A 24554-nucleotide genomic window follows, 5' to 3' on the forward strand; every position below is an offset into this window, starting at 1 on the left:
GAGCTCCTCGTAGGTCGGCTGGCGCTCTGTCGGCCGGTCGCCGTTCGATGCTCGGTTCACCGCTGGTCTCCCGCTCTCAACTCGGTCGTGATCTGTCGCCTGCCGGATACCGCCGCCTCCGCGAGCACCGCGCCCACCACGAGGGCCGCCAGGCCCAGCGCCTGGACCAGCACGGGCCGTACGAGGAACGGCAGCCCGACCCCCACCTTGGAGCCCACCAGCGTCGACAGGTCCACGGTCGGCCCCAGGAGGACGACGGTGCCGGCCGCCACCAGGGCGCCGCCGAACGCGGCGGCCAGGGCCAGCGGCACCGACTCCGTCAGGATCAGCAGCACGCCCTGCCGGGGGCGCAGGCCCATCGTGCGCAGCCGCGCGAGCAGCGCCGCGCGGTCCGGGGCGGCCCGGACCAGGGTCAGCAGGACCGCCAGCAGCGCGAAGCCCGCGGCGCCGGCCAGGGAGGCCCAGAACAGCCGCTCGGCCGAGCGCTGGAGGGGGTCGGAGCCCAGCTCGCCGGCCACGGCGGAGCTGGTGCGGACGCGATAGCGCTCCTCGGCCGCCTTCGGGTCCTGGGTGCGCACCAGCTCCTCGAGCCGGTGCTGGTCGACGGGGCCCAGCGCGAACCACCGGTTGGGCAGCCCCATCTTGGGCACGGCGGCCAGCACCGGCCCGGCGGGCAGCACCACCATCGCGGACTTGGCGCCCGCCCGGGCGGGCGTGCCGTCGATCACCCCGGCGACCTTCAGCACCAGCTCCCCGCCGTTGCCGAGGCGCAGTTGGTAGGAGCCGGTGCTCTCGCCCGCGAGGTCACCGCTGACCAGCGCCGGCACCGGCGCGCCCGGGCCCCCGGAGCCACCGGCCAGGACGGCCGCGTCGAAGCGTCCGAGCCCGACGGTCCTGGACAGTTCCGCGTACGCGACGGGGTCCGCGACGATCACGGTCACCTGGGTGGTGCCCCGCGCGGTGCCCGCCAGGAAGGCGTTGTCGTCGCTCCACACCTTCACGGCCGACCGTACGCCGGGCAGCGCGGCCGCCGCGTCGGTGAGGGACTCCGGGAGCGTGCTGTTCGGCGAGGTCAACGCGGCGTCGCCGCCCACGGTTTGCCGGGCCACCTGGGCCCGGGCATCGGCCACGCCCGTCAGCACCGTGGCGCCGAAGCCGCCCGTGGTGACGGCCAGCAGCATCGCGATCAGCGGCAGTACGGACGGTCGCGCCCGGCCCCCGGTGCCCCGGGCGGCGCGCGCCAGCCCGAGGAAACCGATCAGCCCGGGGCCCCGGCCGGTCGCCCGGGCCAGTGCCCCGACCAGGGCGGGCTGGACGCGGGCGAGCAGCAGGGCGCCGCAGAGCGCGAGGAGCAGCGGGGCGGCCACGAGCAGCGGATCCACTCCGGCGCCGGCCGGCGCGACCCCGCGCGAGCGGACCTCGAACACGGCGGCCGCGGTGGCGGCCAGGACGAGCAGTTCGGCGACGAGGCGCCGCCGGGGGCTCGGCCCGCGCGCCGGCGACAGCAGCACGGCCGCCCGTACGGGCACGGCCAGCAGCGCCAGGAGCGTGGCGGCGCCGGCGGCCAGCGCGGTGCCCGCCGTGCGCGGGGTCGGCAGCAGGACGACGGCGAGCCAGGTGGCGAGCGCGGCGGCGGGCAGCACCGTCACGGCGTTCTCCGCGAGCAGCCTGCGCACGATCCCGGAGCGCGAACCGCCGCGGGCCAGCAGCAGCCGCAGTTCGGCCTCCCGCCGGTCCCCGGTGAGCCCGGCCGCCAGGCAGAACACGACGAAGGCCACGCCGGCCACCCCGGCCGGTCCGATCGCGGCGAGCGGCGCGGCCGCCTGCCGCCGGGCCTCCGCCTGCTTGAACAGGTCGGGAAGGCGGGAGGAGACGCGCAGACCGTCGCGGTGGGTCTCCTTCGGCAGGCGTGCCGCGGTCGGGCCGGCCACGTAGGACCCGATCTGCTTCGCCGTGACGGGCAGCTGGTCGACACGCAGGCGCGTGGTGTCGACCGGGAGCCGCCAGAAGTCCTGGCCGTCGCCGTCACCCCATTCGCCGAGCCGCTCCAGCGCTTCCGGGCCGACCAGGCCCGCGGTCTGCCAGTACGCCAGGGGCGGCTGGGTCGTGGTCTGCGAGAGGCAGCCGCGGAGGGGGCAGGGCAGGCCGGGCATGTCGGCCCAGAAGGGGTCGTCCTGGTCGTTGGCCGTGTAGATGCCGACGACCTCCGCCCTGAGCGGGCCCAGGTACTTTCCGGGGCGGGTCTCCAGCACCGTCCCGAGCCGGAACCCCATGGACTGCGCCGCGCCCTCCGACAGCGCGACGGGCACCGGTCCGTCGGGCGCGGGCGCGCCCGGCCAGTGCCCCGCGACCAGCTTCACGTGGTCGGCCGCTGCGCGCAGGTGCAGGAGGCCCAGCTTGGGGTCCACGCCGTCGGGGCGGGGCAGCTCGCGGTTGGCGAGGTCGCGCCCGGTCATGGCGGTGCTGCCGTGGACGGGGCCGCTCGGATCGAGGGTGAACCCCGGGCCCGTGGCCGCCACCAGGCCGGCCAGTACGGCGTCCAGGTCCTCGGGGGTCTGCTCCCCGTACCGGGGCTGCGCGGTGGCCACCAGGCTGGTCGGGCCCGGTCCGCGGGACTCCAGGAAGGAGCGCAGGGCCTGGTCCGCGCCCCGGTCCGCGGCGCGCGGCAGGGCGGCGGCCAGCAGGACGGCGACGAAGGCCAGGACCGCGCCGAGCAGGGTGGTGAGCGGGGCCGCGCGCAGCCGGGTCCGCACCCAGGGCGCGGGCCGGGGCGTCGTCCCGTGCGGCGTTCCGCCCACCGGGGCCGTCCCCCGCGGGGCCGTCCCGTCGGGCGTCCGCCGGTCGGCGTCGGTCGCGGCCGGCCCGGTCATATCTCCTCCACGTTCCGCAGCCGGTCGGCTGTGTTCGATGCGGTCCGCCCGCGCCGGCCGCCGAAGACGGCCGACAGCAGGGGTACCGCGGCGATGGCGGCGGCCAGCAGCAGCGTGCGCGCCGCGGGCAGGTCCACCAGGACCTCGGGGACCGGGCGGCCCGCGGCCGGCGTCAACACCACCAGCGGCACCACCAGATGGACGATGACGACGCCCAGCCCCAGCCCGACGGCGGTGCCGATGCCGACCAGGACGCAGCTCTCGGCCGTGGCCGTGCGCGCCAGGTCCCGGCGCCGGGCCCCCAGTGCCAGCAGGACCGAGGACTCCCGGGCCCGCTCGCGGGCGGCCGCCGTGGCGGAGGCCGCGAAGCCGATCGCCGCCAGTACCGCGCAGGCCACCGCGAGCGCGGCGAGCGCCCCCTGCGGGCCCGCGCTGAGCGGATCGTCGAGCAGCGCCGCGGCCACGTCCTCGCGCAGCCGCACCTGCTGGGTGCTGGCGCCGGAGCGCAGTTCGGCGGCGGCGCGGGCCGGGTCGGGGTCCGCGTCGGAGCGGGCCGGCAGCCACCACTCGGCGGGCAGCGGCAGTTCCCGGCCGCCGGCCGCGGCGAGCACCCGGCCGGCGGTGGCCAGGTCGACGGCGAGCGCGGTGTCGCCCACGACGGGCAGCGAGCCGACCGAAGCGGTGATCCGCACGGGAACGGTGGCGCCGCCCAGCGGTACGGGCACCAGGTCGCCGACCTTCGCGCCGACCGCGGACAGGTAGTTCCCCGTGGCGATCCCGGGGACCTCGGCGGCCGGGGCGGGGCCCGCCGCCAGGGAGACCTGCGCGCCGCCGATCTCGGCGGAGCCGTCGCGGTAGCGCAGCCGGAGCAGGGCCGGGCCGCCCGGCGCCGCGCCGTCGCCGGGGGCCAGCTCGGCCGACGGGGCGCCGGTCCTGAGCGGCGGCGCCGTCAACGTCCAGGCGGGAGCGGCGGTGGCGACCGGGGCGGCCGCGCCGTCCCGGGTATCGGAGACCGCGAGGCCCCGCAGGGTCAGCTCGTTGTGGACCTTCGCCAGGTCGTCCGGGCTGCCGGGGTCGCCGTCGGGTCCCGCTTCGGGGCCGGAGCCGGGCAGCGGGCCCTCCCGGTCGTACGAGAACACCAGCCCGGCCACGCTCAGCGGCGCCGCGGCCGACCCGAGCGGCGCCCCGAACTGGGCGCCGACGTCCACCGACACGGTGGCGTCGCCGTCCTCGGGGAGCTGGACCATCGGGATGCGGTAGGTGAGGCCGAACCGGTCGCGCAGGAGCAGGCCCAGGCTGGGGCGGCCGCCTGCGCCGGCGGAGCGGACGGTGACGGTCAGGTCGATGCGCTGGAGCCGGCCGGGCAGGGGGATGCCGGCCTCGGCCTGGGTTCCCGGGGTTCCTGTGGTTCCCGTGGTTCCCGTGGTTCCCGGAGCGAGCGCCAGTGGGGCGAACAGCTCCCGCATCGTGCGTCCGTCGCGCAGGTCGGCCCGCAGCGGCACCCGTTCGGCGACCGCCGCCGCGTCCAGGGCCAGCACCTGACCGGTCCGGCCGCCCGGCAGGTCCTGGTCCGTACGGACCACCGGCAGCACCCGCTCACCGCCGGGCAGCGCCGCGAACCGGCCGCCCCGGCCCATCGGGGGCAGGTCGCTGCCGGTGATCCGAAGGCCCCCGGCGGTGGCGAAGCCGGCCTGGTCGCGCTGGGACTCGGACCACGCGGTGTGCTGGCCGAGGGCGAGGACCCCGCTGGAGACGGCGAGGACGAGCAGCAGCACCGGCCCGGTGGCGCGCCCGGGCCGGCGGGCGAGCTGCCAGCCGACCAGCGCCGGACCCAGACCCCGGCCCCGGGCGGCGATCCGGGCGCCGAGCCGCGCCGCGAACGGCAGCAGCCGAAGGACCAGCAGGGTGCCCGCGCACAGCGCGAGCGTCGGCGCGGCGACCAGCACCGGGTCCACGCCGAACAGGCCCTCGGACTGGCTGATCGGGGACCGCGCGGCCGGATCGGGGCCGTTGCCGCCGCCGTACCTGGCGAGCTGCTCGTAGGCGAGCACGGCCAGCGCCACCAGGGCCAGGTCCGCGCCGGAGCGGGCCGCCCCGGCGACGAGGGCCTGCCGGCGGCCGGTGCGGTGCAGGGCGGCGGCGGCCGCGCCGCGCAGTACGACGGGCAGGGTGGTCAGCGCCACGCACCCGAGGGCGCAGCCCGCCGCGACGGGCCAGAGCGCCAGGCCCGGCGAGACGTCGAAGGGCACGTGCGCCAGCGAGCCGTGACGGCCGAGCAGGCGCAGCAGCGGCGGGGTCAGCAGGGGCGCGAGCACGGCGGCGGGCAGCGCGAGCAGCAGCGACTGGACCGCGGTGAGCAGGCCGAGCCGGCCGCGGGAGGCGCCGCGCGCGGTGAGCAGGGCCCGCTCGGCCTCCTGGCGCTCCGTCAGCAGGTGGGAGACGAGCAGCAGCGCGGCCCCGGCCAGGACCGCGAGCTGCAGGGCGCCGACCAGCAGGGTGGATCGGGCGACGGTCAGACCGGAGCGCGCCTCGCCGAGCAGCACCGGGAGCTCGCTCTCGACCCGGAGGCCGACGGTGCGCTGAAGGGCTTCGGCGGCCTTGGCCGCCCGCGCCCGCACCGCCTCGGCCGAGGCGGCGTCGACGGTGGAGAAGTCGGGAGTGAGCAGGACCGCCCGGCTGTCCTGGGTCAGCCCGCCCGCGGTGAAGGCGGAGTCGTCCACCAGCAGCGGGCCGTAGGTGGCGAAGCCGGCGACCTGCAGTCCGCGGGCACCGAGCGGATCGAGCCGCCAGTACGGGGCCTCCGGGTCGGCGGCCTGGTAGACGCCGGTCACCGTCACGGTCAGCGGGGAGCCGCCGTACCGGTCGTCGAGGCGCACGTCGGCGGGCAGCGCGCCCTCGGCCAGCCCCAGCCGGGCCAGCGCCGCCTTCGGCACGGCCACGGGGACCCGGGAACCCGGCGCGGACACCGGTCCGGCGACGGGCCGCGGCCAGGCGCCCGCGAGCAGTTTCACGCGCCGCTGGTCGAAGGCGGCCAGCAGCGTCAGGTCGGCGTTCTTGCCCGGGGCGGCGGCGTCCTGGCCCGGGACGGCCGGCGCACCGGGCAGCCCGTACGAGCGGCTGCGCGCCACAACCTCGGCGGCGGCCGGCAGCGGGCCGAACAGCTCGCGCGCGAAGCCCCGTACCGCTTCGTCGTCCTTGCCGCGGTCGGCCGTCGCGTGGCCCGCGGTGATCAGTACGGTGCTGCGCGCATGGCCGGGGCCCTGGAGGGCCTGGCGCAGGCCGGCCTCGCCCACGCCGCGGGTGAAGGCGAAGAGCGCGGTGAGCACCGTCGTGGTGATCAGGACGGTCAGCAACACGGCGGCGGCGAGCGGCAATCGCCCGCGCAGCCGGCGCATGACGAAGCCGAGCATGTGTCTGTTCCTCCCCCGCACCGGACTGGTGATCCCGGATAGCGGACGATGTTGCCAGATTCGAACAGATAGCGGAAGGGACTTGCGTGAATGGTGCATCGAATGAACAAATCGACCGTGCGGGTACGTCAAGAACGCCGATCGAGACAACTTCCGGTGGCCGCCGGTGGCCGGATCGGATGCCAGGGGGAGTCGTAGACATGACGCAGCAGCAGGAGCCGGGGACCGACGCCGCGGGGGCGCCGATGGTGGTCGTGGACGACGTGCGACGCAGCTTCGGCACCGGTCCGCAGGCCGTACACGCGCTGCGCGGGGTCTCCTTCGAGGTGCGCCGCGGCGAACTCACCGCACTCAAGGGACGGTCCGGCTCCGGCAAGACCACCCTGCTCAACCTGGTCGGCGGACTCGACACCCCGACCGGCGGCAGCGTCGCCCTCGACGGCACCGACCTGGCCGCCCTCGACGAGGAGGGCAGGCTCGCGCTGCGCCGCGACCGGATCGGCTTCGTCTTCCAGTCCTTCGGCCTGATCCCGGCCCTGACCGCCGCCGAGAACGTCGGCGTCCCCATGCGGTTGCGCAAGATCCCGGCCAAGCAGCGCGAGGAGCGGGCCCGCACCCTGCTCGCCCTCGTCGGCCTCGCGGACCACACCGAGCAGCGGCCCGGCGAACTCTCCGGCGGCCAGCAGCAGCGGGTCGCCGTCGCCCGCGCCCTCGCGAACGAGCCCGACCTGATCATCGCGGACGAACCGACCGGCCAGCTCGACTCGGACACCGGCCGGCAGATCATGCGGCTGCTGCGCGCGGTGGTGCGCAGCGAGGGTGTCACGGCGCTGGTCGCGACCCACGACCCGGCCCTGATAGAGCTCGCGGACCGGGTGGTGGAACTGCGGGACGGGCGCATCGTGGAGGCGGCCCCGGAGGAGGCCGGGGCGGGGGCCGGGGAGGCCGTCGCCGAGGCGGAGCCGCAGCTCAAGGGCGGCCCCGCGTAGCGGCCGCGGTCAGGGCCGGTCCGGCAACTGGTGCGCCCGCCGCTCCTCCGGCGTCGGCGGGTGCAGCTCCCGGCCCGCCGCCAGCCGCAGCAGCAGCTCGGGATCCGTTCCCGCCGGGGTCCACAGGCGTACGGTGCGGTCGCGCGAGGCCGTGGCGATCCGGGTCCCGTCGGGGGACCAGCACAGCCCGTTGACCCAGTCGGAGTGCATCCCGACGACCGCCAGCGCCGTGCCGCGCACGGGATCCCACAGGCGCAGCGTCCGGTCCCGGGACACCGACGCGAGCAGCCCCCCGTCCGGGGACCAGGCGAGGCCCTGGACCCGGTCGTCGTGGCCGGTCAGCACGGCGCGGCAGGCCGCCGACCCGGACGCGTCCACGTCCCACACTCGCAGGGTCCGGTCGCGCGAACAGGTGGCGAGCCGGCGCCCGTCCGGCGACCAGTCGACCTTCAGGACGTGGTCGTCGTGCCCGCGCAGGGTCGTCAGCGCGCGGCCGTCCACCGCGTCCCAGACGATCACCGTCTCATCGGTGCCGCAGGTCGCGAGCCTCCGGCCGTCGGGCGACCAGGCCGCCCCGGTCACCCAGTCGGCGTGGCCGGTCAGCACCCGTACCGTGTGCCCGCCGTCCGCGTCCCAGATCCGTACGGTGCGGTCGCGCGAGGCGGTCGCGATCCTGGCTCCGTCCGGTGACCAGCACACGGCCGACAGCTCGTCCCCGTGCCCTTCGAGGAGCAACGGCACGGTGCCGTCCAGCAGATGGACGGCCGCCGTCCCGTCGCGGCGGCCCACCGCGATCCGCGTCCCGTCCGGTGACCAGGCAAGGTCTCCGCACTCGCCGAACGGCATCCGGTCCGCCATCGCCAGGTCGGCCGCGCGCCACAGACCCACCGTGCCGTCCTGTGAGGCGCTCGCGATCCGCGAGCCGTCCGGAGACCAGGCGACCTGCCACACGGACTCGGTGTGCCCGCTCCCCACCCGGGCCTGCGCGCGGGTGTCCCACACGGCCAGGGTGCGGTCCCGCGAGGCGGTGGCCAGCCGGGTCCCGTCCGGTGACCAGGCGATGGCGTACACCGTGTCCGCGTGGCCCGTCAGCCACAGGGTCCGCTCCTCGAAGTCCGTCGTGTTCAGGTCCCAGACGCGGGCGTTGCGGTCGAAGTCGCCCGCGGCGAGCCGGCTCCCGTCCGGGGACCAGGCCAGGCAGTTGATGCCGTCCAGGCTTTGCAGCCGGTGTACGAGCCCACCGGTGCGCGCGTCCCAGAGCGCGACCGTACGGTCCGAGGAGCCGGAGGCCAGCCGGGTCCCGTCCGGGTCCCAGGCGAGCGCGTTCACCGATTCCTGATGAGTGCTCAGCACCCTTGGCGCCGTGGCTCCGTGGCCCTCGCCCACCTGCCAGAGGTACACGCAGCCGGCCGCTCCGGCAGCTGCCAGCAGGGTGGAGTCCGGGGACCAGGCCGCTGTCCACAGCATGTCCGCATGGCCGCTCAAGGTTCCGGCGGGTGTGAAGTCCCGGGCGTCCCACAGCTGGAGGACCCGGTCCCGGCCGCCCGAGACGAGGAACCGGCCGTCCGGGGAGAACGCCGCCACCGCGAGTCCGGGGGCGGACTGCCCGATCTCCGCGCCGGGCTGGTGCAGCGTGGTCACCCGCCGCCAGTCCGCGGTGTCCCAGACCGTGAGGCGCGCGTCCCTGGTCGCGCAGACGAGGCGGCTGCCGTCGGGGGACCAGTCCAGCGCGCGGGGCCACTCGCCGGGGACGTCCAGGGTGACGGGTGCTCCGGGGCCGGTCGCCGAGGGGTCGGGCGCTGAGGTTCGGGGCGCTCCGGGTACGGGTGCTGAGGTTCCGGGCGCTCCGGGTCCGGGCGCTCCGGGTCCGGGTGGGACGGTGTCCTCGGCGGGCGCGGGCCAGACGTACACCCGGCCGTCCCCCGAGCAGGCCGCGAGCCGGGAGCCGTCGGGAGACCAGGCGGCATCGGTCACCGAGCGCTCGAAGCCGCGGTGGGCAGCCCGGAGCCGGGAGGCGTCGAGCGCGGTCCGCAGGGCCTGCAGAGCGGCCGGGGTCGCCGCGTACTCGGCCACCGCGGCCCGGGCGGTGGCGACCGCGGTCTCGGGCTCGCGGTCGACGGCCTCCAGGACCCGCGCGGCCACCGCGTCCGCGGCGCGGGCGCGTGCGGCGCCGTCGTCGCGGGCGGAGGCCTCGGTGAACTCGGCCGCCAGCGCCGACACCGGCGGGCCGGCCGACACCGGCGGGCCGGCCGGAACCGCCGTGGTGGAGGGGGAGGGGGCCTCGGAGGAGGAGGATGGCGAGGGGGAGGACAGCGGGGCCGAGGCTTCGGTCGCCGTCCAGGACCGGACCGCGCGCAGCCGCTCGCCGGTCAGCAGGTAGGCCCCGGTCCGCCCGGCGAACTCCCACTCCTGCGCCCAGCGCTCCAACTCGGCCCGCCTGCGCAGCTGCTCCAGCCGGTCGGCGATGGCCAGGCGCAGCGGCCGCCACTGGCGCAGCAGGGCCTCGTGCGCGACGTCCAGCATCCCCGCGTCGGAGGTCAGCAGCCGTCCCGCGACGAAGGCGTCGGCCATCTCCCCCTCGGCGGCGCTCAGTTCGCTGCGGGCCACCCGGCGGCGGGTCGGCTCGTCACGCTCCACGGTGACCAGCCGGAGCAGCATCGCCACCACCGGGTCCGCACCGCCGAGCGGCGCGCCGGGCGCCGACAGCGCCGCGTGGATCCGGTCGGCCTGCCCGATCAGGGCGCCCGCGACCCCGCCGACCTCGCGGTACAGCGCGTGCGTCACGGTGGAGCCCGCGCCGCCGGCCCGCCGGTACAACTCCTGCAAGGTGTAGGCCAGGAGCGGCAGCGCGTCGCCGCCGCCGCAGTCCTCCACGATGCGGGAGACCAGCCCGGCCTCGAACTCCACCCCGGCCGCGGCGGCCGGCCGGGCCACCACTTCGTGCAGGGCGTCGCGGCCGAGCGCGCCGACCACCACCGGTTCGCGGACCAGGTCGGCCAGGTCCGCCTCCAGGAACCCGGTGAGGAAGTCCGACCTCAGGGTCGCCAGCAGCCACAACCGGGGTTCCGCGCGCAGGAGTTCGCGTACCGCCTCCGCGAAGGCCGTCCGCTCGCGCGGCCCCGACAGGGTCAGGAGCTCCTCCAGCTGGTCCACCACCAGCACCAGGGGCCTGGCGTCGCCGGCCGCGGCCACCGCCCGGCGCAGGGTCCCGACGGGATCGGTCCCCGGAGTGAGGGCGGCGCCCGTGTTCCACCGGGACCGCCGTCCCGCCAGCGCCGGCAGCACGCCCGCGCGTACCAGCGAGGACTTCCCCGAACCGGACGGGCCGACCACGGTCACGAACCGCTGCGCCCGGTCCGGCAGCGCCGGGTGCAGCCGGGCCACCAGCTCCGCCGTCTCCCGCTCCCGCCCGAAGAACACCGCCGCGTCCTCCTCCCCGAAGGCCTCCAGACCCGGGTACGGAGGCTGCCCGGCCGTCCACACCGGGGCGGGGGCAGCCGGCCGCCGCTCCAGCCAGCGGAGCCACAACTGGCCGCCGACCAGGGCGATCAGGGCCAGGCCCACGAGCGGTATCGACCACTCGCGCAGCAGCCGCAGGGGCAGCGGCACATCGCCCTCCACGCTCGTCGCGTAGTTCGTCGCGATGCCCAGGAGGGCGCCCACCAGCATGAGCAGGATGTCGAGTACCAGGGCGAGGGGCCGTCGTCGCATGGGGCAAGAACGTAGCCGCGGGGCGGGGCGGATGCGAACGGAGCCCGGCAGCCGGACGCCGCTCGCGAGGCCGGACCCGCCGCGGGGCGGTGGAAGAAGGACGCGGGACCCCTACTCGGTGTGCAGGGCGGCGGAGATCGTCATGCGGGCCGCCGAGCGGGCCGGGACCAGCGCGCCCACCACGGCGATCGCCACCCCCGCGCACAGCATCGCGGTGAGCTGCGGCGCGTGCCAGACGTCCTTCATCGACTCCGGGAAGGAGACGATGCCGACGTGGTCCACGACGAGCCGGTGCGCGACCATCCCGAGGGGGATCCCCAGGAGTCCGCCGACCAGGCCGATCCCGGTCACCGAAGTCACCGTCATGGCCACCACTTGACGGGGGGTCATGCCGATCGATTTGAGCATGCCGAGGTCGCGGCGGCGCTCACGGGTGTTCAGGAGCACGGTGTTGAAGACGCCGATGGAGGAGACCAGGGTCAGCAGGATCGTGAACACCGAGGAGAACCCGACGACCGTGGTGGTGGCGGCGTTGACCGAACCCGCGACGTTCGCGCGCAGGCCGGGGTCCGCCGCGTTGACGGCGTCCGCGAAGGCCTGGGCGTCCGCGCCCGGGGCGAGGCGCACCGAGTAGTCGACGGCCCGCGTGCCCGGTGTGAGTTGCTCCAGCGTCTCCCATGTGGACTCCAGGGAGCGGGAGTTGCTGTCGATGAGCGCGCCGACGATGGTCCCGGGCACCCGCTTGCCGCCCGCCTCCAGGATGACCTTGTCGCCCACCGCGAGTCCGCGTTCGGTGAGGAAGGCGGGACCGGCCGCGATCTCACCGGGGCCGCGGGGCGGCCGGCCCTCCACGAAGGCGGCCCCGGCCGGGGACAGGCTCCCCCGGTAGAAGCTGCCGAAGGCGGGCTGCGTGTAGCCGACCAGCCCGACCTGCGTCAGCCCGCGGGCCCGGATCTCCCGCGCGCCCAGCGACCGCATCCACTCCTCGAGCCGCGCGTCGTCCAGCCGGGGCTGCGGGTGGCTGCTCCCGGCGGTGCCCGCCAGGATGTCGACGACCGGGCCGCCGGTACCGCGGCCGGCGTCCGCGTACGCGACCATGGTGCTGGTCAGACCGGTCGCCAGGGTGGCCGTGGTGACACCGAGGACGATGGCCGCCATGGTCATGAGGGCCCGGCCGGGGCGGGCGAACGGCTGGCCGAGCCCCAGGCTCAGCGGACGCGGCAGCCGGGTGGAGGCCAGCACCCGCTGGACGCGCAGCCCGCGGCCGGTGCGCGGCGCGCCGCCGGCGGTGATGGCCTGCGCGGCCGACAGCCGGTGCGCCCGCAGGGCCGGTACGAGCGCCGCCAGCAGGACCAGTACGGGCATGCCGGCCAGGCAGGCCACGCTGATCCAGGGGGAGACCGGGCCCAGGCTCGCCAGGCCCGTCTCGACACCGGAGAAGGCGATCTTCAGGATGGGACCGGCCAGGGCATTGCCGAGCAGGGTGCCGAGCACGCAGCCGGCCGCGGCGGGCGCGGAGACCATCGCCAAGTAGACGGCGACGACCTGGTTCGGCGTGAAGCCGATGGCCTTGAGCACCCCGATGTGCCGGCCGCCGGAGACGACCGCGCCGCTGACCACGTTCGCGACGATGAGGGCGGAGACGAGCAGACCGAGGACGCCGAAGACGGCCATGAAGGGCAGGTAGGCGTCGGCCCTGGAGGAGAAGGCCTTCTTGAGGGTGAGGTGGTTCTGCGCGGCCAGGCGCGAGTCCGGGGGCAGCTCGGCGTTGGCCGCGGCGAGCGAGTCGCGCAGCTGCGCGCCCGTCGCCGAGTCGGCGAACCGGTAGAGCATCTGCCGGGACGCCGGGTGCAGAGCCGCCGCCTGCTCGGGCGTCACCCAGGCGGCCGCCGACTTGCTCATGCTGGTGGCGAACCCGACGACGGTGAGCTTCGGTTGGCCGGGCACCTCCAGGGTGGTGCCGAGCAGGTCCTCGTACGGAGTGCCGTCGACGGCCCAGTCGACGACGATCTCGCCGGGCGCCTGGACCCAGCGGCCCAACAGGACGTCGACGCGGTCCACCGGGGCCCCCGCCGGATCCGCGCGGCCGACCACGGTCAGCGGGCCGGGCGGCATCCAGAGCCAGTCCGTGGGCACGTCGACGACGGCCTGGTGGAACGGCCCGGCGGCGGCCGCCACGCCGGGGCGGGTCGCGGTCCGCGCGAGCTGGGCGTCGGAGACCTCGGCGGCGTCGTACGTGGCCACGGTGTGCGCGCCGCGTTGCGCGGAGTACGCCCGGTCGAAGGGGCCGGAGGCGGCGGCGAGGAGGCCGAGGGCGAGCAGGACGGTCGTGGTGGAGAGGAGGACGACGAGGCCGATGACGAACGTCTGGACCTTGCGGCGCGCGACGGCGGCGCGGGCGGCCCGCCACACGGCGCTCACGCGGAACGCTCCGGAGTGGCGACGGGTGTGGTGACGGTCGTGGTGCCGGTCGTCGTGGTGCTCGTGGTGCCGCTCGTCAGGGTGCTCGTGGTGCTGCTCGTCGTGCCGTTCTGGATGCCGCCCCGGGGCGTGGTGGGGGCTTCGGCCGCGGCGGCGGCGTGCGCGGCGTCGTCCAGGGCGCGTTCACCGGCGACGCGGCCGTCCGCCATCTCCACGAGGCGGCCGGCGCAGCGGGTGGCGAGGTGCGGGTCGTGGGTGACGATCAGCAGGGTCTGGCCTATCTGGTTGAGGTCGATCAGCAGGTCCATGACCTGCTCGCCCGAGCGGCTGTCGAGTGCGCCCGTGGGCTCGTCGGCCAGCAGCAGGGCCGGACGGTTCATCAGGGCGCGTGCCACGCCGACGCGTTGGCGCTCGCCGCCGCTGAGGGCGGACGGGTAGTTGTTGCGGCGGTCGGCGACGCCGAGCTCCTCGAGGAGTTCGAGGGCGCGGCGGCGGGCCTGGCGGGCCGGGGTGCCGGTGAGCTGGGCGGCCAGCGCGACGTTGTCGAGTGCGGGCAGGTCGTCGATGAGGTTGAAGAACTGGAAGATCATGCCGACGTCGCGGCGCCGGTACAGCGCCAGTCCGGTCTCGTTCAGCTTCCCGAGGTCCTGGCCGTGCACTTCGACCGTGCCGGCGGTCGGGCGGTCCAGGCCGGCCACCATGTTGAGGAGCGTGGACTTGCCGCAGCCGGAAGGTCCCATCACGGCCACCGCCTCGCCCTTGCGGATCTGCAGGCAGAGTCCGTCGAGCGCCTTCGCGTCGCCGTACTCCTTGTGGACGCGGTCCAGGCGGACAATGGCCTGACCTGCGGTGTCGTGATGATTCGTCATGGCATGAACATAGGAGGCGGCCGGATGGCGCCGCGTCACCCCCGGGATGTAAAAGGGCGGTTGGGTCATCCTGGGGATGTACGCGGGCAGAACCGGGGGAGGGATGCGGACTACGCGGGGGAGCTGAGAAGCTTGCGGTGTCGGTGATCTTGGACAAGGGGGGCGGCAGGTCGCCGGGTTCCCGTGGGCATCGGTGCCGCCGCACGATCGTGGCGCTCAGCGGGTTCCCGTGGGCATCGGTGCCGCCGCGCAGGTCGTCCAGGACCCGGACGCCCGCCGCGCCGATCGCCACGGCCGTCAGCCCGGTGCCCCACCGCCGTCCGAAGGTCGCCGTCACGACCACCCCCACGTCCCCCGACACCAGCCCCCCCCGCCCCGCCCGGACCCCGCGCGACGCCAGGCGCCGTACGGCCCTGGCCCTGGCCCTGACCCTCACCGCCGGACTCGGCTCGGCGGCCCTGACCGCCCTGCCCGCGACCGCGGCGGCCGACTCCGTCAAGGTCCAGTACCGCACCAGCGCGACCGGGGCCACCGCCGACCAGGCGGAGCCGTGGTTCAAGGTGGTCAACAACGGCTCCGCCGCCGTCTCCCTGAACCAGGTCACTTTCCGCTACTACTTCAAGGCCGACGGCCCGGACGTCCAGTACCGGTTCGCCTGTTCCTGGGCGGTCAAGGGCTGCGCCAACATCACCGGCACCTTCGGCACCCCGGCCAACCCGACGGCCACCGCCGACCGCTACCTGGAGATCGCCTTCACCGCGGGCGCGGGCACCCTGGCCCCCGGCGCCGACACGGGCGACATGCAGCTGCGCTTCCACCGCGCCGACTGGCAGACCCTGCGCCAGTCCGACGACTTCTCCTTCGACGCGGCCCGCACGGCCTACGGGGACTGGGACAAGGTGACCGCCCGGCTGGGCTCCGCCACCGTCTGGGGCACCGCGCCCGGCGGCAACGTCCCCGACCCGACGCCCACGCCGACCAACCCGACGCCGACTCCGACGAACCCCACGCCGACCCCGACCGACCCCGGACCGGCCGGCGCCGCCCTCTTCGACGATTTCACCTACACCTCCTCCGCGGACCCGGCGATATCCGCCCACGGCTGGAGCGTGCGCTCCAACTCCGGCGGCCCCGGCGTCCCGGGGGCGGCCTGGTCGCCCGAGAACGTGACCTTCGCGGCCGAGGGCGGGAACACCATCATGAACATGGAGACCTCCACGGCCGGCTCGGGCGAGAGCACCAAGCAGACCGAGATCCTCACCAAGGCGATGAAGTTCAAGAACGGCACCTACGCGGCGCGGGTGAAGTTCTCCGACGCGCCGAAGTACGGCCCGGACGGCGACCACCTCGTGCAGACCTTCTTCCCCATCAACGACCTCAAGGCCCCGATGGCCGACGACTACGCCGAGTACGACTTCGAGTACCTGCCCAACGGCGGCTGGGGCGAGCCCTCGAACATCCTCTACACCACGTCCTGGGAGACCTACCGCCCCGACCCGTGGGAGGCCGTCAACCAGCACACCGAGTCCCGGACGAGCTACGCGGGCTGGCACGACCTGGTCCTCACCATCGACAACAACGCCATCACCTACTACGTCGACGGCCAGGTCTTCGGCACCCACGACGCCAGGTACCTGCCCGAGCGGCCCATGTCGATCAACTTCAACCAGTGGCTGATCGACCTGAACGGCCAGCCGGGCTCCGCGCCCCGCGCCTACGACCAGAAGGTCGACTACGTCCTGCACGTCAAGGACCAGGTCCTCACCCCGGCCCAGGTCGCCGCCAAGGTGGGCGCCTACCGCACCGCGGGCACGGCCTTCGTCGACGAGGTCCCGAACGGCTGACCCCGAACCGCCGACCCGCCGCCGCACACGCGGGCGCGCGGGCGCGCTCCGGGGTCCGCCGCCCCGGAGCGCGTCCGCGCGGCCCGCTCAGAACCGCAGCGCCCACCCGTCGAGGTACCCGGTGTGCCCGGCGAAGGCGTCGAACACGCGCAGTCTCCACACCCCGCCGGCCGTCTCCGAGGAGGCGTCCACCGTGTACAGCGCGACGAGGTCGCCCTCGCCCCAGCCCGTGTACTCGTCCTTGACCGGGTACGCCGTCCCGTCGGGCGCGATCAGGTCGATCCGAAGGGTCCCGGAGTTCGGGTGTTTGACGTAGACCTCCACGTCCAACTGGGCGGGGGCGCGGCCCGGGACACCGCTGACCGTGATCGGGGACTCGATGGTCTCCAGGTCCCCGACCGGGTGGTCGGCGGTGCTGGCGAAGCGTTTGCCGGGCGCCTTGTTCGGCGCGCCGCCCACGTAGAGGGCGCGGTCGGGGGAGCCCGGGCCGGCGTCGAGCACCACGCCGGTGGTGGCCGAAGCGGTCAGGGCGCCGGCCACCTGGGCCGGGGTGGCCGTGCGGTGGTCGGCGAGGTACAGCGCCGCCGCCCCCGCGACGTGCGGGGTGGCCATCGAGGTGCCGGACATGACGGTGCTCCAGTCGTCACCCCAGGAGACGGCCGAGGTGATGAAGTCGCCGGGTGCGAACAGGTCGACCAGCCGCCCGAAGTTGGAGTACGAGGAGCGCGCGTCGTGGTCGCTCACCGCCCCGACCGTCAGCGCCTGGGAGACCCGGGCGGGCGAGTGCCCGGAGGCGTCCATGCTCTGGTTGCCCGCGGCCACCGCGTAGGTGATGCCGGAGGCGATGGAGCCCCGCACGGCCGCGTCCAGCACGTCGTCGGGATCCCCGCCCAGGCTCATGTTCGCGACGGCCGGCTTCACGGCGTTGCGGGTGACCCAGTCGATCCCGGCGACCACCTGCTCGGTCGTTCCCTCCCCGTACCAGTCGAGCACCCGGACGGCCACGACCTTCGCCTTCTTGGCCGTGCCGAAGGTGGTGCCCACGAGGGTCCCGGCGACGTGCGTGCCGTGCCCGTGGGAGTCGTCGGCCTCGAAGTCGTCCTCGATCGCGTCGTAGCCGTAGGAGGCGCGGCCGCCGAAGTCCTGGTGGGTGATGTTGATCCCGGTGTCGATGACGTACGCGGTCACGCCCTGCCCGCCCGAGTTCGGGTACGCGTAGGCCTCGTTCAGCGGCCGTCGGCGCTGGTCGATCCGGTCCACGCCCCACGAGGGCGGGTTCGGCTGGGTGGCGTCGAGCCGCATCCTGCGGTTCTGCGCGACGCGTGCGACGGCCGGATCGGCCGCGAGCCGGCGGGCCTGGCGCTCCGTCATCCGGACGGCGAAGCCGTTGACCGCCGAGTCGTACGTCCGGCGGACCGTGCCGCCGAACCGTTCGACCACGGCCCGGCCGCGGTCCGTACGGGAGCCGGCGCGGGCCGGGTCCAACAGGACGAGGTAGCTGTCGGCGACGGCTCCGGGTGCGTCGGCGTACTGGACGCGGCCCTCCGGCGGAGCCGCGGCGATGGCCCCGGTGTCCACCCCGAGCGCGAGCGCCGAGGCCAGTGCGAGTGCGGCTCCGTACCGCCGCCACAACGGTGATCGCATGATCATGGGAATCGGTACCCCCCCTGGGTCGTCCGCCAAGACTGCGACGCCCCGGAGCGCCGCACAAGGGCGCCCGCACGGGAGGAACCCGGCCCGGACGGCGCCGCCTCCGATACCAGTGCCCCCAAGGCCGAGCTGGTCATCGCCGGGCTCACCCCGGTGGGCTGAGCGATGGACCTCTCCCACGCCGCCCGCGACTTCGACGCCCCCGTCGACCGGCACGGCACCTGGTGCACCCAGTGGGACTGCGTCGAGGACCGCTTCGGGGTCCCCGGCCTGCTCCCCTTCACCATCTCCGACATGGACTTCGAGACCGCCTCCGAGGTGCTCGCCGCCCTGCGCGGCCGCCTGGAGCACAGAGTCCGGCCGCTGGGCGATCGTCACCTCGGCCTCCAAGTCCTTCAACGTCCCTGCGCTGACCGGCAGTTGCGGGATCTTCGGCGACGCCGACTCCTGCGCGCGCCATCTGACGCGGCTCAAGGACGCGGACGGTCTGTCCTCCCCGGCGGTGCTCTCCGTCGCCGGGCACATCGCCGCGTACCGGGAGGGCGGGCCCTGGCTCGACGCGCTCACCGCCCACGGCCGCGGGCCTTTGATCGAAGGTCCGATGTGCAAACGAAACGGGTCCCGGCCGCACCGCGCGGCCGGGCCCGGGCCGGCCGGGGTGCGGACGGAGGGCTGGCGGAAGGGGATGCGGAACCGGCTAAGGTGTACGCCCATCAAGGTCACGCACCGCAAGCCGACCAGCCCAAGGAGCGACCCCATGCCGATGCCCGCCCCGTTCTCCCATACCGCCGGCCCCGTCTCGGCCCGGCCCTGCCCGGCCGCCGCCGTCCCCCTGCCCCGGATCGCCGAACCGCGCGAGGTGGCCCCGGCGGACGCACGCGAGCTGTCGAGACTGTTCTTCCGCCGGCTCCGCGAGCTCGCGGAAGGCACCCCCGAACACCGTTACGTACGTCACACGCTCGTCGAGATGAACGCCTCGCTCGTCCAGTTCGCCGTCCGCCCCTTCCGCAGCCGCGGCGACGGCGGCGACCTCGAAGACCTCGTCCAGGTCGGCACCATCGGCCTGATCAAGGCCATCGACCGGTTCGACCCGGCCCGCGAGATCGAGTTCTCCTCCCTCGCCATGCCGTACATCACCGGCGAGATCAAACGGCACTTCCGCGACACCACTTGGGCGGTCCGCGTCCCGCGCCGGCTCCAGGAGCTGCGCATCGACCTCGCCAAGGCCAAGGAGGAGCTGACGGCCCTGGTCGGCCGCCCGCCGACGGTCGCGGACCTCGCCGCACACCTCTCCCTGACGGAAGAAGAGGTCATCGAGGGCCTCGTCGCCGCCAACGGCCACACCAGCGGCTCCCTCGACGCCCCGCAGGCCGAGCGCGCGGACGGCCGCACCGAAGGCCACAGCCTCGCCGAGACCATGGGGGCCGAAGAGCCCGCACTGGAGCACGTCGAGGACATCCAGACCCTGGCGCCGCTGCTGGAACGGCTCACCGACCGCGAGCGCCGCATGCTGTCGATGCGCTTCGGCGAGGAGCTCACCCAGGCCCAGATCGGCACCGCCCTCGGCATCTCGCAGATGCAGGTCTCGCGCCTCCTGACCCGGGTGCTCGCGCATTTGCGCGCCTCCATGCTGGCCGACCCGGAGCTGGGCGAAGCCGTGGCCCCGCAGCAAGCGGAACCCGCCGCGCAGGGCGCAGCCGAGGGCGCGGGCGCCGACGTACCGTAGGTGACATGACTCACTTCACCGTTTGCACCGGTTAAGGCGGGGCAGTAGCGCTGCTGGAGCGGACCCGTCCGCCGGCCCACAGCGGCCGGGGCGCGGGAGACGGGTGGATCCCGTCGCGCTCCACGGCCCGCCGGTCGCAGTCATGCCGGTGGGCCGTTCCCGGTACGACCCGTGAGGTGTATGTGTCCACGCTCATAGCCGAGCACGTGTACAAGGTCTTCGGCAGGGGACCCGAGAACGGCACTGCCGTCGCGAAGGCGGTCCGCGAGCTGGAGAGCGGCGCCACCGACCGCGAGGCCCTGCGCGCGGAAGGGACGACGGCCGCGGTCATCGACGCCTCGTTCCGCGTCGAGCCCGGCCAGATCTTCGTCGTCATGGGCCTGTCGGGTTCCGGCAAGTCCACGCTGCTGCGCATGCTCAACGGGCTCCTGGAGCCCACCGCCGGACGCATCCTCTTCGACGGCGAGGACCTCACCGCGCTCTCCGCGCGCGAGCTGCGCCGCGTGCGGTCCACCAAGATCAGCATGGTCTTCCAGCACTTCGCGCTGTTCCCCCACCGCAGTGTCCTGGAGAACGCCGGATACGGACTGGAGGTCCAGGGCGTCCCCCGGGCCGAGCGCGAACGGCGGGCCGCCGAGGCGCTCGCCCTGTGCGGGCTCGGCGGCTGGGAGAACTCCTGGCCCGACGAGCTCTCCGGCGGCATGCAGCAGCGCGTGGGCCTCGCCCGCGCGCTGGCCACCGACGCCGATCTGCTGCTGATGGACGAGTCGTTCAGCGCGCTCGACCCGCTGATCCGCCGCGACATGCAGGACCAGCTGCTCGAACTCCAGCAGAGCCTCGGCAAGACCATCGTGTTCATCACGCACGACCTCAACGAGGCCATGCGGCTCGGCGACTCCATCGCCGTCATGCGCGACGGCCGCATCGTCCAGCAGGGCACGGCCGAGGACATCCTCACCCGCCCCGCCGACGACTACGTCGCCTCCTTCATCCAGGACGTGGACCGCTCGCGCGTGCTCACCGCCGACGCCGTCATGACGGACGCCGCCGCGGACCTGGCGGCCTGCGACTGCCCGACCGTCGCCGCCGACACCCCGCTCGCCGACCTGTGCGCCGTCAGCGCCCGCGTCCCGCACCCCGTCGCCGTCACCGACGCGGCCGGCGCCGTCGTCGGCTCCGTCGATCAGGGTCGCCTCGTCGCCTTCATCGGCGACGAGCGACGCGCACCGCTGCGCTGCGCGGAGGTGGCCGCGTGATGCCCCGCCTGCACCTCGGCGCCTGGGTCGACAGCGGTGTCGACTTCCTGCAGAGCCACCTGTCCTGGCTGTTCGACGCCATCAGCTCCGTCGTCACCGGGCTGTACGACGGCATCGAAGCCGTCCTGTCCGCGCCGAACCCGCTGCTGCTGGCAGGCGTCCTCGCCGTCGCCGCGTGGTGGCTGCGCGGCCTGCTCGCCGCGCTGCTCGCCTTCGCGGGCTTCGCGCTCGTCGACTCCGTCGGCCTGTGGCCCGACGCCATGTCCACGCTCGCACTGGTCGTGGTCGCCACCCTGGTCACCCTGGTCATCGCGATCCCGCTGGGAATCTGGGCCTCGCGCTCCGACCGGGTCAGCGCGGTCCTCAAGCCCGTCCTGGACTTCATGCAGACCATGCCGGCGATGGTCTACCTCATCCCCGGCATCATCTTCTTCGGGGTGGGCGTGGTGCCCGGCATCATCGCCACCATCATCTTCTCGCTGGCCCCCGGCGTGCGGATGACCGAGCTCGGCATCCGCCAGGTCGACGCCGAACTCGTCGAAGCCGCCGACGCCTTCGGCACCACCCCGCGCGACACCCTCGTACGGGTCCAGCTCCCGCTGGCCCTGCCCACCATCATGGCGGGCGTCAACCAGGTCATCATGCTCGGCCTGTCCATGGTCGTCATCGCCGGCATGGTCGGCGGCGGCGGCCTCGGCGGCGCCGTCTACCGCGCCATCGGCAGCGTCGACATCGGCCTCGGCTTCGAGGCGGGCATCTCCATCGTCATCCTCGCCATGTACCTGGACCGGATGACCGGGGCGCTCGGCCGCCAGGTCTCCCCGCTGGGCCGCCGCGCCCTCGCCAAGGCGCGCTCCGCGGCCACCGGCAGGGCCAAGGTGTGGGGCCACCGGCCGCAGCCCGTCTTTGCGGTCGCCGCGGCCGTCGTGCTTTCCCTGGTCGCGGGCGGCCTCGGCGTCTTCGGCGACGCGGGGAAGTCCGAGGTCAACGCCTCCGGCGGGGCCGGGGTCAAGAACATCGGCAAGGGCCGCCAGGTCAGCATCGGCTACATCCCGTGGGACGAGGGCATCGCCTCGACCTACCTGTGGAAGGAGCTCCTGGAGCGCCGCGGCTACAAGGTCGACGCCCGCCAGCTGGAGCTCGGCGCGCTCTTCACCGGGCTCGCGGGCGGCCAGATCGACTTCCAGACCGACTCCTGGCTGCCCGTCACGCAGGCCGAGTACTGGAAGAAGTACGGGAACAAGCTCGACGACCTCGGCTCCTGGTACGGGCCCACCTCCATCGAGCTGGCGGTCCCCTCCTACGTGAAGGACGTCAAGACCCTCGCGGACCTGAAGGGCAAGGGCTCGCAGTTCAAGGGCCGAATCATCGGCATCGAGCCCAGCGCGGGCGCGATGGGCCTGCTCAAGGACAAGGTGCTGCCGCAGTACGGGCTCGACGGCGAGTACAAGGTCGTCGACGGCTCGACCCCGGGCATGCTCGCCGAGCTCAAGCGCGCCTACGAGAAGAAGGAGCCCGTCGCCGTCGTGCTCTGGTCGCCGCACTGGGCGTACGCCTCCTACGAGCTGACGAAGCTGGCGGACCCCGAGGGCGCGTGGGGCACGGGCGACGGCATCCACAGCATCGCCCGCAAGGGCTTCGCCGCCGACGAGCCGAAGATCGCCCAGTGGCTGCGCTCGTTCAAGATGACCGAGGCCCAGCTGACCGGACTGGAGGCCAAGATCCAGGAGGCCGGCAAGGGCAAGGAGCAGGAGGCCGTGCGGGCCTGGCTGGCGGACCACCCCGAGGTGGACAAGCTGGCGTGAGCCGCCGAGCCGGTCGTCGCGTCCGCAGGTGTGCGGGCGCCGGTGCGCGAAGGATCCGTCATGGGCCTTCGCGCACCGGCGCGTCGGGCCGAAGGTCCGGGGTGAGAGGGGGGAAGTTTTTGGGCATACACCTCTGACCAGCCAGAACACTGGAGGATTCACCCGTGCGGACAGGGGCCTGTCCATGGCACAGTGCGATCAGCCCAACCGTACGACCAGGGAGTCTCCATGCGCGATCCGCACTCCACGCAGCTGGCGGCCGCCCCCGAGCACCTGCCGGAGCCGAGCCCGCTGCCCCGCTGCCCGGTGTGCGAAGCGGCCCCGGAGCGCATCTCCTGGCGTCAGCGCCCGGGGGAGCCGGTGGACCTGGTCTTCGACCCCTGCGGCCACCGGCACACCTCCCCGGCGGCGCCCGTCCTGGCGGTCACCGCGCCCCCGGCCCGTGCGGCCCGTGCGGCTTCCGCAGCCCGTGCGGCTTCCGCGGTGCCCGCCGGCGTCCAGGTGCTCAGGGGCTCGGGACGGGTCCGCGCATGAGCTTGCTGATCCACTGGATGAGCCCGCCGTCGTACATGCCCGGGACGTAGGTGTAGGCGTCGTGGCCGCCGCCCTCGTCGATGTGGAGCATCGTCTTGACGGGGCCCTTGGTGTAGTCCTTGACGAACTTCTCGATCGGCGGCCGGTTCTGGACGTCGCTGCCCTTGGTGCCGACCTGGAAGGCGAGGTCGACCTCGGGACCCTTCCGGTCGATCAGCTTCTGCGCGAGCTCGGGCGGGCTGTTCTGCGCCTTCTCCTGCGGGTGGCCGTTCCACAGCCGTGAGTCGGGCCGGATGTCCGGCCCGCCGGCGATCACGGCGCGGAACGCGTCGGGCTTCTGGAGCACCGACTTGAGCCCGACCCCGGCCGCCGCCCCCGTCCCGCGGCAGGGCGCGCGGCTCGTCGAGGTGCACGGTGTCGCCGGTGTCGCCGGTGTCCGAGAATACGTCGAAGTACGTCAGAGCCCCCGCCGCCACCGCCGCGGCGGCCACCAGCGCGACCACGCCCCCGATCCACCTCCGCCGGGACGGCTTGCGGCGCGTTCCGTGGTTCATCGTGCAGACTCCCGAGCTCTGGTCCGAGGCGGCCGGTTCGGCCCGCCGGCGGGGAAGAGCGCGTACGGAAAGGCGCGGTTCACCACTAAAGGGTACGAAAAGGGCAAACGGCAGGTCGTGTGGATCCGCCGACCGGACCGGTGCACGACGATTGACAGTTCGTCAGCGGAGGCGCACGTTATATCGGCACCCCGATATAACGTCCAGGAGCTCCGGAGGCCCGGTGACACCCGAGCGCACCCCGCACCTCCCCGGCACTCCGCAGGCATCCCGCACTCCGCAGGCATCCCGCACCCCCCAGGCGCAGCGCAAGTCCGAGACCCGCTCGCGGCTCATCGACGCGGCCGCCGCGCTCTTCGCCCGCAAGGGGTTCCACGCGGTGTCCGCCGAGGCCGTCGCCGAGGCGGCCGGCCGCACCACGGGCGCCCTGTACAGCCACTTCGGGGGCAAGGAGGGGCTGCTGCTCGCGCTGCTCGAGGTCTGGAAGGAGCGCACCGCGCGGGAGCTGGCCGCCGAGATCGCGGCGGGCGACCCCGCCGATCCCGCCGTGCACTTCTCGGCGATGTGGGGGAGTCTGACCCGCCCGCACCCCGAACACGGCGACTCCTGGCTGCTGCTGGAGACGGAGCTGTGGCTGCACGCCGCCCGCGGCCCGCTCATCGGCGGCCGCCTCGCGCAGCGCTACGCCGAGATCCGGGCCCAGCTCGGCGAGGGGCTCGCCGACTGGGCCGAGGCCACCGGCACACCCCTCACCCGCCCGCCGCAGGAGACCGGCGCCCTGGTCCTCGGCCTCCTGCTCGGGCTGTCCATGCAGCACCGCCTCGAACCCGGGGGCGTACCCGACGCCCTCGTCGTCGAAGCGCTCGCCACCCTCCTCGGACTCGGCTGACTCGAACCTCGAACGAAGGGAACCGT

14 protein-coding genes and 2 pseudogenes are annotated in these 24554 nt (G+C 74.7%); 8 read left to right on the forward strand and 8 right to left on the reverse strand.

Annotated features, from left to right (window positions below; genetic code table 11):
- Positions 1-56: 56 nt before the first annotated feature.
- Positions 57-2870, reverse strand: coding sequence for a hypothetical protein (locus DRB89_RS13730; protein WP_112463290.1), 2814 nt, complete (start codon positions 2868-2870; stop codon positions 57-59).
- Positions 2867-6280 carry an FtsX-like permease family protein gene (locus tag DRB89_RS13735; protein ID WP_112463291.1) on the reverse strand — a complete coding sequence of 1138 codons (3414 nt, stop codon included), beginning with the start codon at positions 6278-6280 and terminating at the stop codon, positions 2867-2869. Before DRB89_RS13735 ends, DRB89_RS13730 begins: the two co-directional genes overlap by 4 nt.
- 200 nt (positions 6281-6480) lie before the next feature.
- Here DRB89_RS13735 and DRB89_RS13740 point away from each other — a divergent pair, with 200 nt between their 5' ends.
- Complete coding sequence (locus tag DRB89_RS13740) at positions 6481-7269, forward strand: ABC transporter ATP-binding protein (RefSeq protein ID WP_112449260.1); 789 nt, start codon at positions 6481-6483, stop codon at positions 7267-7269.
- 9 nt (positions 7270-7278) lie between these two features.
- On the opposite strand, the gene DRB89_RS45955 is transcribed toward DRB89_RS13740, so the two are convergent.
- From DRB89_RS45955 to DRB89_RS44460, 4 genes and pseudogenes are all read right to left on the reverse strand, one after another.
- Entirely contained in the window at positions 7279-10980 is a 3702-nt protein-coding gene (locus tag DRB89_RS45955; protein WP_112463292.1) for a hypothetical protein, read from the reverse strand.
- Between the two features lie 111 nt (positions 10981-11091).
- The gene (locus DRB89_RS13750) at positions 11092-13401 is read right to left on the reverse strand and encodes an FtsX-like permease family protein (RefSeq protein WP_112452716.1); all 2310 of its coding nucleotides are present in this window, start codon (positions 13399-13401) and stop codon (positions 11092-11094) included.
- Positions 13398-14270: an ABC transporter ATP-binding protein gene (locus DRB89_RS13755; protein WP_112452715.1), complete on the reverse strand. Its 873-nt coding sequence runs from the start codon at positions 14268-14270 to the stop codon at positions 13398-13400. Before DRB89_RS13755 ends, DRB89_RS13750 begins: the two co-directional genes overlap by 4 nt.
- 202 nt (positions 14271-14472) lie before the next feature.
- Positions 14473-14667, reverse strand: a pseudogene (locus DRB89_RS44460) (coenzyme F420-0:L-glutamate ligase); the annotation flags it as partial.
- Positions 14668-14683: 16 nt separating this feature from the next.
- On the opposite strand from DRB89_RS44460, the gene DRB89_RS13765 reads away from it, so the two are divergent.
- The gene (locus tag DRB89_RS13765; protein ID WP_162688989.1) at positions 14684-16114 is read left to right on the forward strand and encodes a cellulose binding domain-containing protein; all 1431 of its coding nucleotides are present in this window, start codon (positions 14684-14686) and stop codon (positions 16112-16114) included.
- Positions 16115-16201: 87 nt separating this feature from the next.
- On the opposite strand, the gene DRB89_RS13770 is transcribed toward DRB89_RS13765, so the two are convergent.
- The gene (locus tag DRB89_RS13770; protein WP_112453263.1) at positions 16202-17758 is read right to left on the reverse strand and encodes a S8 family peptidase; all 1557 of its coding nucleotides are present in this window, start codon (positions 17756-17758) and stop codon (positions 16202-16204) included.
- Positions 17759-17929: 171 nt separating this feature from the next.
- On the opposite strand from DRB89_RS13770, the pseudogene DRB89_RS44470 reads away from it, so the two are divergent.
- The 5 genes and pseudogenes from DRB89_RS44470 to DRB89_RS13795 all read left to right on the forward strand — a co-directional run.
- Positions 17930-18338, forward strand: a pseudogene (locus tag DRB89_RS44470) (hypothetical protein); the annotation flags it as partial.
- Positions 18339-18527: 189 nt separating this feature from the next.
- Complete coding sequence (locus DRB89_RS13780) at positions 18528-19490, forward strand: SigB/SigF/SigG family RNA polymerase sigma factor (RefSeq protein WP_239516781.1); 963 nt, start codon at positions 18528-18530, stop codon at positions 19488-19490.
- 182 nt (positions 19491-19672) lie between these two features.
- The gene (locus DRB89_RS13785) at positions 19673-20746 is read left to right on the forward strand and encodes a betaine/proline/choline family ABC transporter ATP-binding protein (RefSeq protein WP_112447662.1); all 1074 of its coding nucleotides are present in this window, start codon (positions 19673-19675) and stop codon (positions 20744-20746) included.
- Entirely contained in the window at positions 20746-22551 is a 1806-nt protein-coding gene (locus tag DRB89_RS13790) for a glycine betaine ABC transporter substrate-binding protein (RefSeq protein ID WP_112447663.1), read from the forward strand. The genes DRB89_RS13785 and DRB89_RS13790 overlap by 1 nt, the downstream gene beginning before the upstream one ends.
- A gap of 228 nt (positions 22552-22779) precedes the next feature.
- Entirely contained in the window at positions 22780-23085 is a 306-nt protein-coding gene (locus tag DRB89_RS13795) for a hypothetical protein (protein WP_112447664.1), read from the forward strand.
- Here DRB89_RS13795 and DRB89_RS13800 read toward each other — a convergent pair.
- On the reverse strand, positions 23057-23431 hold the full coding sequence (locus DRB89_RS13800) for a hypothetical protein (RefSeq protein ID WP_112447665.1): 375 nt from the start codon (positions 23429-23431) through the stop codon (positions 23057-23059). The two genes, DRB89_RS13795 and DRB89_RS13800, sit on opposite strands and share 29 nt — an antisense overlap.
- 431 nt (positions 23432-23862) lie before the next feature.
- Between DRB89_RS13800 and DRB89_RS42875 the strand changes: the two genes are divergently transcribed.
- Complete coding sequence (locus tag DRB89_RS42875; protein ID WP_162688570.1) at positions 23863-24528, forward strand: TetR/AcrR family transcriptional regulator; 666 nt, start codon at positions 23863-23865, stop codon at positions 24526-24528.
- The last annotated feature ends 26 nt before the right edge of the window (positions 24529-24554 follow it).

Origin of the sequence: Streptomyces sp. ICC4 (genome assembly GCF_003287915.1) — a bacterium.
Taxonomy (GTDB): domain Bacteria; phylum Actinomycetota; class Actinomycetes; order Streptomycetales; family Streptomycetaceae; genus Streptomyces; species Streptomyces tritrimontium.